Raw genomic sequence first — 15,468 nt, 5'->3', positions numbered from 1 at the left:
CCAATCATGAGCCCGAGCAAAGACAACCTCCGCCCCCAGACGCCACAGGCCTCCGCGAAGCCGGGCCGGCCCACGGCCCCCGCATGGTTCGCGCGCGTGAAGCCCCGCGTGCCGCAAGCCTGGCGCGACCAGTTCGACGCGTTCTGGTCGGCGCGCAACCCGCGCGAGCAGGCGATCCTTGCGGGTGGCGCCGCGGTGCTGGGACTGGTGCTCATCTATAGCGTCCTGTGGGAGCCTGCCGCGGACGGCCGTGCGCGACTGTCGCGCAGCCTGCCGGCGCTGCGCGCCGAACTCGCGGAAATGGAAACCCTGGCCCAGGAGGCCCGCGGCCTGAACGCGAGCCCCGCACCCGCCTTGCGCGGCGATGCGCTCACCCAGGCCTTGCAGGACAGCCTCGGCAAATACGGCCTCAAGGCAACGCGGCTGGCGGCCGGCGCCGACAACAGCGTGCAGGTGCAGCTCGACAAGGCGCCGTTCGGCGCGGTGGCGGGCTGGCTGCAGGACGTGCGCCAGCAGCAGCGCCTGAAGATCACGGACGCGCGCATCATCTACGTCGGCGCCACCGCGCTGGTCAATGTCAGCGCGACCCTGCAGGGTCCGGGCGGCCGCAGCTGATGGTACGCCTGGAGTCGCTGCGCCTGCCCCGACGCAAGCTGCGCCGCCCGGCGGGCTGGCGCCCCGTGGGCTGGCTGCTGCTGGGCCTGGCTACCGCCGGCATGACCGCGCTGGCCATGCTGCCGGCGGCCTGGATTGCCGACACGGTAGCGGCCCGCACGCAGCGCCGCGTGCTGCTCGCCGACGCCTCGGGCTCGCTCTGGCACGGCAGCGCCACGCTGGCGCTGTCGGCAGGGGCGGGCAGCCAGACCGCGACGGTGCTGCCGGGCCGGCTGCAATGGTCGCTGGCCTTCTGGCCGCTACTGACCGGCAGCGCGCGCCTGGTGCTCACGCATACCGAAGCCATGCCCGCGCCGGTCGGACTGACCGTCACGCCGCGTGGCTGGACCGCGCAGGCCGGCGCCATCCGCCTGCCGGCCGCGCTGCTGGAAGGCGTGGGCGCGCCGTTCAACACGCTGCGCCCCGACGGACTCATGCGCGTGGACTGGTCTGCGCTGCAAGGCCAGTTCGCGGGCGGATTGCTGTACGGACATATCACGCTGCGCATCGAACAGGTGTCGTCGTCGGTAAGCCGACTGCGCCCGCTGGGCAGCTACCGTGCCGAAATCGACTGGAACGGCGCCGATGGCAGGCTCGCGCTGAGTACCATCGCCGGGCCGCTGCACCTAGATGGCGGCGGCACGCTGGGCCGGCAGGCGCGCTTTGAAGGCACGGCCCACGCCGAGCCCGACGCCGCCACCCAGCTGAACAGCCTGCTGAGCCTGCTGGGACGACGAGAGAACAATGTGACAAGGCTGCGCTTCTGAAGCCAGGCAGCGCCAGGAGCCGACCGGAACCAAACATGAAAACCGAAGCCACCCGACCCTTCTTCCAGACCGCCAGTGCCCGCGCCGTGGCCCTGCTGTGCGGGCTTTCGCTGCTGGCGCCCGCGCCGCTGTGGGCGCAACAGCCCGCCGGCCCCGGGGCGCCACCGGACATCACGCCGCGCAACCGGGACCAGGTGGTACTGAACTTCGTCAACGCCGACCTCGAATCCGTCGTCAAGGCCGTGGGCCAGGCCACCGGCAAGAATTTCGTGATCGATCCGCGCGTGAAGGGCACGGTCAACCTGGTGACCGAGCAGCCGGTGTCGCGCGCCCAGGCGCTGGAAACGCTGGGATCGGTCCTGCGCATGCAAGGCTATGCGATGGTGGAGAGCAATGGCTTCACCAAGGTCGTCCCCGAAGCGGACGCCAAGCTGCAAGGCTCGCCGATCGTGGTCGGCGGCGGCGGCGGGCGTGGCGACCAGGTGGTGACGCAGGTCTTCCGGCTGAACTACGAGTCGGCCAACAACCTGGTGCCGGTGCTGCGGCCGATGATCGCGCCCAACAACACGATCACCGCCTACCCGGCCAACAACACGCTGGTCATCACGGACTATGCCGAGAACCTGCGCCGCCTGGGCCGCATCATCGCCGCCATCGACGCGCCGGCTTCGGGCGAAGTCGAGCTGGTACCGCTGAGGCATGCCATCGCCAGCGACACGGCGCTGGTGCTGCAGAAGCTGCTCGATCCGGCGGCGGCCGCGACCGGCGCAGGCGGCGGCGCGGGCGTCGACAGCAGCCTGCGCACCAGCGTGGTGGCCGAGCCGCGCAGCAACTCGCTGATGATCCGCGCGTCCAGCCGCGCGCGGCTGCAGCAGGCGCGCCAGCTGATCGACAAGCTCGACCAGCCCTATGCGCGCCCCGGCAATATCTGGGTCGTGCCGCTCAAGAACGCCGATGCGGTCAAGCTGGCCGCCACGCTACGCGCGATCGTCGCGGCGGACAGCAGCTTTGCCGCCAGCACGCAGCCCGGCGCAGCCGGTGCGGCCGGCGCGGGCGGGCTGACCAACGTTTCCACGCCTGCCGGCGGCCAGTTCACCGGCGGCAGCGCGGCAAGCCAGAGCGGCATGCGCTCCGGCGGCACGAGCGGCTCGGGCTCGGGCGGCGCCTACGGCAATTCGGCGTTCGCGGCTTCGTTCAATCCGAACACCCAGCCCACCACGGGCGGCATCATCCAGGCGGATCCGTCCACCAATGCCCTGATCATCACGGCCAGCGAACCGGTGTACCGCAACCTGCGCGCAGTGATCGAGGACCTCGACGCGCGCCGCGCGCAGATCTACATCGAATCGATGATCGTGGAGGTCAGTTCCACGCAAGCCAGCCAGCTTGGCATCCAGTGGCAGGGGCTGCTCAGTTCGAGCACCGGCAACAACAACCTCTTCGCGGGCACCAACTTCGGCTCGGGCGGGCAGAACATCCTGAACCTCACGCTCGCGGGCGCGCTGTACAACAACAACCACAGCGCCGGCATCGTCGCCGCGCAGCAGTTGGTACCGGACTTGGGCGGCCTGAACCTCGGCGTGGTGAACAAGGCGCTGGGCCTGGGCGCGCTGCTGCGCGCGCTGGGCACCGACGGCAGCGTAAACCTGCTGTCCACGCCGAACCTGATCACGCTCGAGAACGAGGAAGCCAAGATCCTGATCGGCCAGAACATCCCGATCACGACCGGCTCCTACGCGCAGACCGGCGGCGCCGCCTCGGTCACGCCGTTCCAGACCTTCGACCGCAAGGACGTCGGCATCACGCTGCGCGTGCGGCCGCAGATCACCGACGGCGGCCTGGTCAAGATGCAGATCTTCCAGGAGTCGTCGTCGGTGGTGCCGGGTACGCTGACGCAGATACAGGGCCCGACCACCAATGTGCGCTCGATCGAAACCAATGTGCTGGTCGACGACGGCCAGATCATCGTGCTCGGCGGGCTGATCGAGGATTCCTACGGCGACGGCGTGCAGAAGGTGCCGCTGCTGGGCGATATCCCCTGGATCGGCGGCCTGTTCCGCTATGAGAACAAGAACCGCTCCAAGACCAACCTGCTGGTGTTCCTGCGCCCGTATGTGATGCGCACGGCCGGTGCCGCCGACCGCCTGACGGCGGACCGCTACGACTACATGCGCAACCAGCAGGCCGGCTTCATCTCGCCTAACATCATGGTGCGCGACACGAACACGCCGCTGTTGCCGCCCGCCGAGGCGCCGACCACGCCGTTTGTCGACCCGCGCGGCACCGGCCCGGTGCCTGGCCCGCTGCCCTTGCCGCAATCGGTGCCGCAATCGGTGCCGCAATCGGTGCCGCAAACCGTGCCGCAAACAGCACCGCAGTCCCCGCAACCTGTGCCGCAGCCGCTGACACAGCAAGGCAGCAACGGCGCGCTCGCCGGGACGGCTGCGCCGGCTTCCGGGCGCGGCAACTGAACGACACCATGGCAAGCGAAATCCACGCCGTCCCCGATATCCAGGAGCCGCCGTCACCGATGGCGGCGCGACTGGTCCCGTACAGCTTTGCGCGCGAAGCGCCGCTGCTGATCGCGCACCAGCGCGCCGACGGCCTCGAGGTCTGGGTCAGCCGCGCCACCTCGCCGGCGGCGCTCGCTGAAGTCGCGCGCGTGCATGGCGCGCTGCGCCTGCGCGTGTTGGAACCCGACGCGCTGGAGCGGGCCATGTCCGACGCCTACAACCGCCAGGACGGCAGCGCCGCCCAGGTGGTGGGCGAAGTGGAAGGCGAAGTCGACCTGTCGCGCCTGATGCAGGACATTCCCGCCGTGGAAGATCTGCTCGAGTCCGAGGACGATGCGCCGATCATCCGCATGATCAACGCGCTGCTCACGCAGGCTGCGCGCGAGGGTGCCTCGGATATCCACATCGAGCCCTTCGAATCGGCGTCAGTAGTGCGCTTCCGCGTGGACGGCACGCTGCGCGACGTGGTGCGGCCCAAGAAGGCGCTGCATGGCGCGCTGATCTCGCGCATCAAGATCATGGCGCAGCTCGACATCGCCGAGAAACGCCTGCCGCAGGACGGCCGCATCACCCTGCGCGTGGGCGGGCGTCCGGTGGACGTGCGCGTGTCCACGCTGCCCACCGGCCACGGCGAACGCGCAGTGCTGCGCCTGCTGGACAAGGAGGCGGGCCGCCTCGACCTGGCCAAGCTCGGCATGGCGCCGCGCACGCTGCGCGCCTTCGATGACCTGATCCGCCAGCCGCACGGCATCGTGCTGGTGACCGGGCCGACCGGTTCGGGCAAGACGACCACGCTGTACGCGGCGCTGTCGCGCCTGGACTCGCGCACCACCAACATCATGACGGTGGAAGACCCGATCGAATACGATCTGGACGGCATCGGCCAGACGCAGGTCAACGCGCGCATCGACATGACCTTCGCCAAGGCCCTGCGCGCGATCCTGCGCCAGGATCCGGACGTGGTGATGATCGGCGAAATCCGCGACCTGGAGACGGCGCAGATCGCGGTGCAGGCGTCGCTGACCGGCCACCTGGTGCTGGCCACGCTGCACACCAACGATTCGGCCTCGGCGATCACGCGGCTGGTCGACATGGGCATCGAGCCCTTCCTGCTGTCGTCGTCGCTGCTCGGCGTGCTGGCGCAGCGGCTGGTACGGCGCCTGTGCCCGCATTGCAAGCGCGAGGAAATCATCGAGGTCACTGCCGACGTGGTGGATAGCCTGCTGGCCCAGGGCAAGCCGCTGCAGCATGTCTGGCATGCGGTGGGCTGCGACAAGTGCGGGAACTCGGGCTACCAGGGCCGCATGGGCGTGTACGAACTGCTCACCGTCGATGACGAGATCCGCACCATGATCCACCGCCAGCAGCCAGAATCCGAGATCAAGCAGGTCGCGTTGGCGCACGGCATGCAGACCATGCGCGGCGACGCGCAGCGCTGGATCGACAGCGGCGCCACGGCGCTGGAAGAAGTGCTGCGCGTCACGCGCGACTGACGGAACGCCGCCATGCCCGCATTCCGCTACGAAGCCGCCGACGCCCGGGGCAAGACCGACCGCGGCGTCATCGAGGCCGACAGCCCGCGGCAGGCGCGCACGCAACTGCGCGCGCGCGGGCTGACGCCGCTGACGGTCGACCCGCTCGCCGGCGCCGGGCAGGCGCCGCGCAGCGGCACGCAGCTGTTCACGCGCCGGCTGTCCACCCAGGAACAGGCGCTGTTCACGCGCCAGCTCGCCAGCCTGATCGTCTCGGGCCTGCCGCTGGACGAAGCGCTCGGCGCGCTGGCCGACCAGTCGGAGCGCCCGTACGTGCACGAACTGCTGGCCGGCATCCGCGCCGAGGTGATGGGCGGAAGCGCGCTGTCGGTGGCGCTGGCCCAGCATCCGCGCGACTTCCCGGACATTTACCGCGCGCTGGTTTCCGCCGGCGAGCATTCCGGCCACCTCGGTCTCGTGCTGGAGCGGCTGGCCGGCTACATCGAATCGCGCAATGCGCTGACGTCGAAGATCCGGCTGGCGTTCACTTACCCGGCCATCGTCACCGTGGTGGCGTTCGCGATCGTCATCTTCCTGCTGTCGTATGTCGTGCCGCAGGTGGTCAGCGTGTTCGCCAACACCAAGCAGAAGCTGCCGACGCTGACGATCGTCATGCTGGCGCTGTCGGATTTCGTGCGGAACTGGTGGTGGGCAGCGCTGGGCGTGATCGCCATCATCGCCGCGATCGTGCGCAGCCTGCTCAGGCAGCCCGCCGTGCGGCTGGAATGGCACCGCTGGCTGCTGACCGCGCCGCTGCTCGGCAAGCTGATCCGCGGCTACAACACCGCACGCTTTGCCGGCACGCTGGCGATTCTGGTTTCGGCCGGCGTGCCGATCCTGCGCAGCCTGCAGGCCGCGGGCGAGACCCTGACCAACGAGGCGCTGCGGGCCAATGTGGATGATGCGAACACGCGGGTGCGGGAAGGGGCATCGCTCGCGCGGGCACTGGCCGCACAGAACCAGTTTCCGCCGGTGCTCGTGCACCTGATCCGCTCCGGGGAGGCCACCGGCAACCTGCCGACGATGCTTGACCGTGCTGCGCAGGGGGAGGCACAGGAGCTGGAGCGGCGCACGCTGTTTCTCACCAGCCTGCTTGAGCCGCTGTTGATCTTGACGATGGGTGTCGTGGTGCTGCTGATCGTGTTGGCGGTGCTGATGCCGATCATCGAGATCAATCAGCTGGTGAGATGAGGGATCTGGCCGCTGGTCGTGCTTGTCGTGCTTGTCGTGCTTGTCGTGCTTGTCGTGCTTGTCGTGCTTGTCGTGCCTGGCGGGCCAGGCACGGCGCCTGCCCCCTTAGGCCTCGCTCTTAACCTTCGCTTTCCTGCGCGGCCTCCTCGCAGGCTTGGCTTCCTCCTCGACCACCACAGGCGCTTCGGCAAACCCTTCAAACGCCTCCTGCACCTGCGCAGTCACCACCGTATCACCGGGCGCGGCGAAAACGGACTGGTCGATCGGCCAGGGCGTCTCACTGAGACTCACGTCCGGCCGGCGCGGCGCCCGCTTGCGGGTTTTCCTGGCCGGCGCGGCAGCCGGGTCTTCGGCAACAACCTCCGCTCCCTGCACCTGAGGCGCGTCCATCTCCGGCGTGGGCGCAGGTTCAGGTACGGTTTCAGCAGCGGCCGGAACCGCCTCCACGGGCATGGCCACAGGTTCCGGTTCAGGCGCCGGCACCGGCACCACAGCCGCTTCCGGCTGAGCCGCCGGCCGGCGATTCTCCGACTGCGGCGCAGGCTGCGGCTGCTGCGGCTGCTGCGGCTGCTGCGGCTGCTGCGACTGCTGCGGCTGCTGCGACTGCTGTGGCTGGCCTTGCGGCTTCTCCTGCTGCCGCTGGCCCGCGAACCCGCGGCCATCCCCCTCCTGGCCGCCCTTGCCCCGCTTCTTCAAGCGCACCCAGATGGTCTTGTTGTTGCCGCCGTTGCGCGTCTCCACCTCGAACAGGCCCGTGGCCACCACCAACTCCGAAAGCTTGCCATAGCCGTAGTTGCGCGAATCAAACTCCGGCGCCTGCTTGGCGATGTGGTTGCCCATGCCGCCGAGCGTCGACCAGCCGTCTTCATCCGACACCGCCTGCGACGCGCTCTGCAGCAGCCGCACCAGGCGCGAATCCTGGCGCAGTTCGCCAGTGCTGCGGCGGCGCGGCGGCGGCGCGGCCTCGTCGACCTCGCCGACCTCGGTTTCGGCGCGCAGCACGTCGGAATAGATGAACTTGTCGCACGCCGTCACGAACGGCTTGGGCGTCTTGCGCTCGCCAAAGCCATAGACGGTCAGCCCCTGTTCGCGGATGCGCGAGGCCAGGCGCGTGAAGTCGCTGTCGCTCGACACCAGGCAGAAGCCGTCAAAGCGTTCGGTGTACAGCAGGTCCATGGCGTCGATGATCATCGCGCTGTCGGTGGCGTTCTTGCCGACCGTGTAGCGGAACTGCTGGATCGGCTGGATCGAGTGCGACAGCAGGCACTCCTTCCAGCCAGACAGATTGGGCTTGGTCCAGTCGCCGTAAATGCGCTTGACGGCGGCCACGCCATATTTGGCGACTTCGGCCAGCAGGCCTTCGATAACGGCGGGTGCCGCATTGTCGGCGTCGATCAGTACAGCCAGGGTCGCGGTGCCCTGGCGGGGGGAATTGGTCATGTTCTGTCCTGCCTGGAGGAGATGCCCGGTCATGTTGCCGGGTAGGTTGCACCGGACCGGCGCGCGCCGGTCCGTCGCAGGGGCGCCTTGAGCCACATCGTAGTGCATGCGGGCGCCGCATTGGATGCATCGCAGTGTACACGCGAAGCCCTGTCCATACGGGAAACCCCGGCCCGCCCGGGTGCGGATTTTGCTGCATTGCAAGGTGCCCCGGCATTTTCAGCGGTGCTACCATGCCCCGCAGAGACACGACCGGCCGAGGCCTCCACAAGAGGCGCAGGACAGTTGCCCCACGCATGTAGGAGTCGGCGATCCCGACCACACACCCCATAGAGGAGCACCTATGAATGCCCCCCTGACCTCTCCGGTCAGCGACGCCATCCGCCGCGCGCTCGCTAACGTTTCCCTCGAAGATAAATATACGCTGGAGCGTGGCCGCATCTACATCAGCGGCACGCAGGCGCTGGTGCGCCTGCCGATGCTGCAGCAGGAACGCGACCACGCCGCCGGCCTGAGCACGGCCGGCTTCATCTCCGGCTATCGCGGGTCGCCGCTGGGTGCGCTGGACCTGTCGCTGTGGAAAGCCAAGAAGCATCTCGCCGCGCACAACATCGTGTTCCAGGCCGGCCTGAACGAAGACCTTGCCGCCACGTCGGTCTGGGGTTCACAGCAGGTCAATATGTACCCGGATGCGAAGTTCGATGGCGTGTTCGGCATGTGGTACGGCAAGGGGCCGGGGGTGGACCGCACCGGCGACGTCTTCAAGCACGCCAACTCGGCCGGCTCGTCGCGCCATGGCGGCGTGCTGGTGCTCGCGGGCGACGACCATTCGGCCAAGTCGTCGACGCTCGCGCACCAGTCGGAGCACATCTTCAAGGCCTGCGGCCTGCCGGTGCTGTATCCGTCGAACGTGCAGGAATACCTGGACTACGGCCTGCACGGCTGGGCCATGAGCCGCTATTCGGGCCTATGGGTGGCGATGAAGTGCGTGACCGACGTGGTGGAGTCGTCAGCGTCGGTGGAACTCGATCCGCACCGCGTGCAGATCGTGCTTCCCGAAGACTTCGCGCTGCCGCCGGGCGGCCTCAATATCCGCTGGCCCGATCCGCCGCTGGAGCAGGAAGCGCGGCTGCTCGACTACAAGTGGTACGCCGGCCTGGCCTATGTGCGCGCCAACAAGATCGACCGCATCGAGATCGATTCGCCGCACGCGCGCTTCGGCATCATGACCGGCGGCAAGGCCTACCTGGATACGCGCCAGGCGCTGTCCGACCTGGGACTGGACGACGCCACCTGCGCGCAGATCGGCATCCGCCTGTACAAGGTCGGCTGCGTGTGGCCGCTGGAAGCGCATGGCGCACGTGCGTTTGCCGAGGGCCTGCAGGAAATCCTGGTGGTCGAAGAGAAGCGCCAGATCATGGAGTACGCGCTCAAGGAAGAGCTGTACAACTGGCGCGACGACGTGCGCCCCAAGGTCTACGGCAAGTTCGACGAGAAGGACAATGCGGGCGGCGAATGGTCGATCCCGCAGAACAACTGGCTGCTGCCGGCGCACTACGAACTGTCGCCCGCCATCATCGCCAAGGCCATCGCCACGCGGCTAGAAAAGTTCGACCTGCCCGTGGACGTGCGCGCACGGATTGCCGCACGCCTTGCCATCATCGAGGCCAAGGAAAAGGCGCTGGCCACGCCGCGCGTGGTTGGACAGGAAAAGGCGGAACGCAAGCCGTGGTTCTGCTCGGGCTGCCCGCACAATACCTCGACCAACGTGCCCGAGGGCTCGCGCGCGCTGGCCGGCATCGGCTGCCACTACATGACGGTGTGGATGGACCGCAATACCAGCACCTTCAGCCAGATGGGCGGCGAAGGCGTGGCGTGGATCGGCCAGGCACCGTTTGCCGGCGACAAGCATGTGTTTGCCAACCTCGGTGACGGCACGTACTTCCACTCGGGCCTGCTGGCGATTCGCGCATCGATCGCCGCCGGCGTCAACATCACCTACAAGATCCTCTACAACGACGCGGTGGCCATGACCGGCGGCCAGCCGGTGGACGGCGAGCTGTCGGTGCGGGACATCGCCTGGCAGGTCCACAGCGAAGGCGCGAAGAAGATCGTCATCGTCACGGACCAGCCGGAGAAGTACAACGCGGCGATCAAGCTGCCGGATGGCATCACGGTCCACCATCGCGACCAGCTCGATGCGGTCCAGCGCGAACTGCGCGAGGTCCCCGGCTGCACGATCCTGATCTACGACCAGACCTGCGCCACCGAGAAGCGGCGTCGCCGCAAGCGCGGCACGATGGAAGACCCGCAGCGCCGAGTCTTCATCAACGACGCGGTATGCGAAGGCTGCGGCGACTGCTCGGTCAAGTCCAACTGCCTGTCGGTGGAGCCGCTGGAGACCGAGTTCGGCACCAAGCGGCAGATCAACCAGTCGTCGTGCAACAAGGACTTCTCGTGCGTGAACGGCTTCTGCCCGAGCTTTGTCACGGCCGAAGGCGCGCAGGTGCGCAAGCCCGAGCAGCATGGCGTGGCGGTGGACAGCCTGCCCGCGCTGCCCGAGCCTGCGCTGCCCGAGATCCGTCGCGCGTACGGCATCCTGGTGACCGGCGTGGGCGGCACGGGCGTGGTGACCATCGGCGGACTGCTGGGGATGGCGGCCCACCTGGAGAACAAGGGCGTCACCGTGCTCGACATGGCGGGCCTGGCGCAGAAAGGCGGCGCGGTCCTGTCGCACGTGCAGCTCGCGGCGCGGCCGGAAGACCTGCATGCGACGCGCATCGCCATGGGCGAGGCGGACCTGATCATCGGCTGCGATGCAATCGTGTCGGCCAACGACGAAGTCATCTCGAAGACGCAATCGGGCCGCACGCGCGCAGTGGTCAACACGTCGCAGACCCCGACCGCCGAGTTCATCAAGAACCCGAAGTGGCAGTTCCCGGGCCTGTCGGCCGAGCAGGACATCCGCAACGCTGTCGGCGCCCAGTGCGAGTTCATCAACGCGAGCGGCCTGGCCGTGGCGCTGCTTGGCGATGCCATCTATACCAACCCGCTGGTGCTCGGCTACGCATGGCAGAAGGGCTGGATTCCGCTGACGCTGCAGGCGCTGGAACGTGCGATCGAACTCAATGGCGTGGCCGTGGAAAAGAACAAGGCCGCGTTCGACTGGGGCCGCCACATGGTGCATGACCCCGAGCACGTGCTGTCGCTGACCGGCAAGCTCAGGACATCGGCCGAAGGTGCGGAGGTGGTGAAGCTGCCGACGTCCTCGGGCGCACTGCTCGAAAAGCTGATCGCCCGCCGCGTCGAGCACCTGACCGCCTACCAGGATGCGGCCTACGCGCGTACGTACCGCGAAGCGATCGACCGCGTGCGCGCGGCCGAAAGCGCGCTGGCGGGCAGCGGCAAGCCGCTGCCGCTCACCGAAGCCGCCGCGCGCAACCTCGCCAAGCTGATGGCCTACAAGGACGAGTACGAGGTCGCGCGCCTGTACACCGACCCGGTCTTCCTGGACAAGCTGCGCGCGCAGTTCGAAGGCGAGCCCGGCAAGGATTACCAGCTCAACTTCTGGCTGGCACCGCCGGCCACCGCGAAGCGCGACGACAAGGGCCAGCTGGTCAAGCGCAAGTTCGGCCCGTCGACGATGACGCTGTTCCGTGTGCTGACCAGGATGAAGGGACTGCGTGGCGGGATGTTCGACATCTTCGGCAGGACCGAGGAACGCCGCACGGAACGGGCGCTGATCGGCGAATACCGTGCATTGCTCGATGCGCTGACCGCGGGCCTGAATGCGGCCAACTACGATACCGCCGTGGCGCTGGCCAACCTGCCGGACGACATCCGCGGTTTTGGCCACGTGAAGGACAACAACCTGAAAGCGGTGCGTGCGCGCTGGGCCAAGCTGCTGGAGCAATTCCGCCATCCGGAGACGGCGCAGCGCGTAGCGTAGGCAGCCGGACTGGCAGCGCATGCCGCGCTGCCAGTCGCCAGCTCTTACGCCTTCGCCAACTCCTTCTCTCCCGGCTTCACATACATCGAGTTGCGCGGGTGGGCCAGCACGCGCCGCACCATCGGCTCGAAGAACGACAGCGGCAGCGTGTCGTAGTCCGTCATGAACGCGGCCGCGTCATATTTCTGGCAGAACTCCGCGGTACGCTCGAACAGTTCCGGTTGATCGCGGAATTGCTCACGCAGGTTGCGGTCCAGTCCCAGGTGATGGAAAAAGTAATAGCCCTGGAACACGCCGTGCTTCTCCACCATCCACAGGTTCTCCGCGCTGACGAAGGGCTTGAGGATAGCGGCGGCGATATCGGGATGGTTGTAGCTGCCGAGCGTGTCGCCGATGTCATGCAGCAGCGCGCACACCACGTATTCCTCGTCGCGGCCATCGCGGTGCGCGAGCGTGGCGGTTTGCAGCGAGTGCGTGAGCCGGTCCACGGGAAAGCCGCCGCAATCGCCTTCGAGCAGGCGCAGGTGCGCGAGCACGCGGTCCGGCAGGGCCTTTGCGAACGGCATGAACTCGGCGGAGATGGCGGCCCAGTCTTCACGGGTGCCGTGCTCCATATGGCTGAAAGTAGCGTGCGCGGGCAGGTGGGTGTCGCGGGTGTCGCTCATGCTGGTCTCCTTGGCGGCGGGGTCGCCTGTTGTCTGGATGATCTGCGGGCATTGTGTCACCGGCCGCGCGGCTACACTGTCAAAAACTGAACAATGCGCCGATTGATGCGGCGCATCATCCCTGCATGCTGATCCGTTCGTTCCGCGAAGAAGATACTGAAGCCATCGTTGCGCTGTGGCAGGCCTGCGGCCTCACGCGTCCATGGAATGACCCGTACCGCGACATTGCCCGCAAGCTGACCGCACAGCCTGAACTGTTCCTGGTGGGCGAAGTGTCCGGAGTGCCGATGGCGTCCGCGATGGTGGGCTTCGACGGACACCGCGGCTGGGTCTACTATGTGGCCATCGATCCCGCGCACCAGGGCAAGGGCTGCGGACGCATGCTGATGGCGCACGCGGAGCAACTGCTGATCGAGCGCGGCTGTCCCAAGATCAACCTGCTGGTGCGCGCCGGCAACGACGTCGTGATCGATTTCTACAACAAGCTCGGGTACGCGCCGGATGCGGTGGTCAGCCTGGGCAAGCGGCTGATTCCTGATCTTCCCGATCAATAGACCCTGCAGCAGAACCGGCAACAAGGAGACGTCATGACATTCCACGGCAGCTGTCATTGCGGTGCCATCGCCTTCGAGGTGGAGGCCGACAACATCCCCAGCGTGATCCGCTGCAACTGCTCGATCTGCCGCCGGCGCGGGCACCTGATGTGGTTCGTGCCGCGCCTGCAGTTCAAGCTGACGACGCCGGAAGCGAACGCATCGACCTACCGCTTCAACACCATGAAGATCGCGCACCGCTTCTGTCCGGTATGCGGCTGCGGACCGTATGCGGATGGCCAGGACAAGGACGGCCGGCCGATGGCGGCGGTCAATGTGCGCTGCCTGGACAACGTCGACCTCGACGCGCTGAAGGTCATCGACTACGACGGCCTGCACCACTGAGCGCCCGGGAGCCTGGCATGTTCCGCATCCTCGGTATCGACCACCTGGTGCTGCGCACCGCCGACGTGGACCGGCTGCGACGCTTCTACGTGGATGTCCTCGGCTGCAGCGTGGAGCGCGAGCAGCCCGCGTTCGGCCTGACGCAGTTGCGCGCGGGCAGCGGACTGATCGACCTGGTCTCGCTCGACGGCCCGCTTGGTCGCGCTGGCGGCGCGGGCCCCGGTGCGGAGGGCCGCAACCTTGACCACTTCTGCCTGCGCATCGACCCGTTCGATGCCGAAGCCGTGCGTGCCGCGCTGGCACGCCACGGTGTGGAGACTGGCGCGGTGGAACAGCGCTTCGGCGCCGAAGGCAAGGGGCCGTCGCTGTATCTCAAGGATCCGGATGGCAACGTGGTCGAACTCAAGGGGCCGGCCGAAAGTGCCTGACCGTCACCACGACGCGCCCGTGGTCGTTACAATTTCCGCTTAGACCCGCCGCGCCGTTCCCCCAGGCGCCGGGCGCGCCATGACCCGAACCGACGCCACGCCCGACGCGGACTCCGCCACGCCTTCCGTTCCAGCCGACACCGCCAATCCGGCCACGCCACCACGCCGGCTGGTCTGGATCCTTGGCCTGACCGAGACCATCTCATGGGGCACGCTGTACTTCGCCTTCACGGTCTTCATCGGGCCAATGACGCGCGCGCTGGGCTATTCCAAGCCCTTCCTGGCCGGCGGCTATTCGCTTGGCCTGCTGGTGTGGGCGCTATGCTCGTTCGCCGTGGGCCGGCTGCTGGACCGCGTGCCGGCGCGCCGCGTGATGGGCGCCGGTTCGCTGCTGGGCGCAGCCGGGCTGTTGCTATGGGCCTGGTCGCCCTCCCCGGCGATGTTCCTGCTGATGTGGATACCGCTGGGCCTGGCCATGGCCACCACGCTCTATGAACCCGCCTTCGTGGTGCTGCGCCAGGCGTACGGAGACGGCTACCAGAAACCGATCGTCACGGTCACGCTGATGGCAGGCTTTGCGAGCACGATCTTCGTGCCGCTGGCGCAATGGCTGGTGCTGCTGATCGGCTGGCGGCCCACGCTGCTGGGCTTTGCCGCGCTCAACCTGCTGGTCTGCGCGCCGCTGCATGCGCGCCTGCGCTACACGCTGCACGCCAGCTACGCGGCCGTGCAGCCGGCCTCGCCGCTGCCGGCGGGCGATGCCGCCAGCCAGGGCATCGCGCGCGCCACGCTGCGCCAGCCGGTGTTCTGGGCGGTCGTACTGGCCTTCACGGCAACGATCATGGTGGCGTCGCTGCTCGGCGCGCACCTGATCCCGATGCTGACCGAAAAGGGCCTGCCGCTGGGCCAGCAGCTCGTGGTCGCCGCGCTGATCGGCCCCGCGCAGGTGGTGGGGCGCCTGCTGATGATGCGCGCCACGGTGCGCCACCCGGTGCGGCTGTCCGTGCCGGTCTATGCGCTGATGAGCACCGGCCTGCTGTGCATGGCGCTGGGGCACGGCGCCTGGCTGATGGTCGCGGCGGTGCTCTACGGCTGTGCCAATGGCGTCAACACCATGCTGCGCGCCATGGCCATGCCGGAGCTGATCTCGCGCCATCACTACGCCACGCTCAACGGCCTGATGATGACGCCGGTGCTGCTGATGCAGGCCGCCTCGCCGTGGTTGGGCGCCCTGCTCTGGCGCGCGGCCGGAGGCTACTGGCTGATGCTGTGGACCATGGTGGCGCTGGCGCTGGCGGCCTTGCTTTCGTTTGCGTTCGCGCTGCACCGGCGCGGCCTGCTGCGCGCCGTGGACTGACGCCGGTCTTCGGCGCCCGGCCCCGTGCTGACCG

Annotated in this window: 12 protein-coding genes; 10 read left to right on the top strand and 2 right to left on the bottom strand. The window is 68.0% G+C overall.

The features are described 5' to 3' along the window. Nucleotides 1-6 precede the first annotated feature (6 nt). The 5 genes from KHO22_RS06030 to gspF are packed head-to-tail and all read left to right on the top strand — an operon-like array spanning nt 7 to nt 6,657. Entirely contained in the window at nt 7-615 is a 609-nt protein-coding gene (locus KHO22_RS06030) for a type II secretion system protein M (protein ID WP_211946191.1), read from the top strand. Then, nucleotides 615-1,421 (top strand): type II secretion system protein N, encoded by an 807-nt coding sequence (locus tag KHO22_RS06025; protein ID WP_211946190.1) that lies wholly within the window; start codon nt 615-617, stop codon nt 1,419-1,421. The genes KHO22_RS06030 and KHO22_RS06025 overlap by 1 nt, the downstream gene beginning before the upstream one ends. Nucleotides 1,422-1,456: 35 nt before the next feature. Further along, nucleotides 1,457-3,892, top strand: coding sequence for a type II secretion system secretin GspD (gspD, locus tag KHO22_RS06020; RefSeq protein WP_211946189.1), 2,436 nt, complete (start codon nt 1,457-1,459; stop codon nt 3,890-3,892). Next, nucleotides 3,889-5,427, top strand: coding sequence for a type II secretion system ATPase GspE (gspE, locus tag KHO22_RS06015; RefSeq protein WP_420839580.1), 1,539 nt, complete (start codon nt 3,889-3,891; stop codon nt 5,425-5,427). The genes gspD and gspE overlap by 4 nt, the downstream gene beginning before the upstream one ends. Nucleotides 5,428-5,439: 12 nt before the next feature. Then, a complete protein-coding gene (gene gspF / locus KHO22_RS06010) occupies nt 5,440-6,657 on the top strand; it encodes a type II secretion system inner membrane protein GspF (protein WP_211946187.1) in 1,218 nt (405 codons plus the stop codon). A gap of 105 nt (nt 6,658-6,762) precedes the next feature. On the opposite strand, the gene KHO22_RS06005 is transcribed toward gspF, so the two are convergent. Beyond that, the gene (locus tag KHO22_RS06005; protein WP_211946186.1) at nt 6,763-8,097 is read right to left on the bottom strand and encodes an NYN domain-containing protein; all 1,335 of its coding nucleotides are present in this window, start codon (nt 8,095-8,097) and stop codon (nt 6,763-6,765) included. A gap of 343 nt (nt 8,098-8,440) precedes the next feature. Between KHO22_RS06005 and KHO22_RS06000 the strand changes: the two genes are divergently transcribed. Further along, entirely contained in the window at nt 8,441-12,046 is a 3,606-nt protein-coding gene (locus tag KHO22_RS06000; RefSeq protein WP_211946185.1) for an indolepyruvate ferredoxin oxidoreductase family protein, read from the top strand. Nucleotides 12,047-12,090: 44 nt separating this feature from the next. On the opposite strand, the gene KHO22_RS05995 is transcribed toward KHO22_RS06000, so the two are convergent. Continuing rightward, nucleotides 12,091-12,711, bottom strand: coding sequence for an HD domain-containing protein (locus KHO22_RS05995; RefSeq protein ID WP_211946184.1), 621 nt, complete (start codon nt 12,709-12,711; stop codon nt 12,091-12,093). Nucleotides 12,712-12,836: 125 nt separating this feature from the next. On the opposite strand from KHO22_RS05995, the gene KHO22_RS05990 reads away from it, so the two are divergent. The 4 genes from KHO22_RS05990 to KHO22_RS05975 all read left to right on the top strand — a co-directional run bounded on the left by KHO22_RS05990 (nt 12,837) and on the right by KHO22_RS05975 (nt 15,434). Next, entirely contained in the window at nt 12,837-13,265 is a 429-nt protein-coding gene (locus KHO22_RS05990) for a GNAT family acetyltransferase (protein WP_211946183.1), read from the top strand. Between the two features lie 33 nt (nt 13,266-13,298). Continuing rightward, nucleotides 13,299-13,649 (top strand): GFA family protein, encoded by a 351-nt coding sequence (locus tag KHO22_RS05985; RefSeq protein WP_211946182.1) that lies wholly within the window; start codon nt 13,299-13,301, stop codon nt 13,647-13,649. Nucleotides 13,650-13,666: 17 nt separating this feature from the next. After that, nucleotides 13,667-14,077: a VOC family protein gene (locus tag KHO22_RS05980; RefSeq protein WP_211946181.1), complete on the top strand. Its 411-nt coding sequence runs from the start codon at nt 13,667-13,669 to the stop codon at nt 14,075-14,077. 79 nt (nt 14,078-14,156) lie between these two features. Beyond that, a complete protein-coding gene (locus tag KHO22_RS05975; RefSeq protein WP_211946180.1) occupies nt 14,157-15,434 on the top strand; it encodes an MFS transporter in 1,278 nt (425 codons plus the stop codon). The last annotated feature ends 34 nt before the right edge of the window (nt 15,435-15,468 follow it).

This window comes from Cupriavidus yeoncheonensis (genome assembly GCF_905397275.1).
In the GTDB taxonomy this organism is placed as follows: Bacteria; Pseudomonadota; Gammaproteobacteria; order Burkholderiales; family Burkholderiaceae; genus Cupriavidus; species Cupriavidus yeoncheonensis.
Note: the sequence above shows the minus strand (reverse complement) of the source record. Positions and strands in the feature narration are given on the sequence as shown.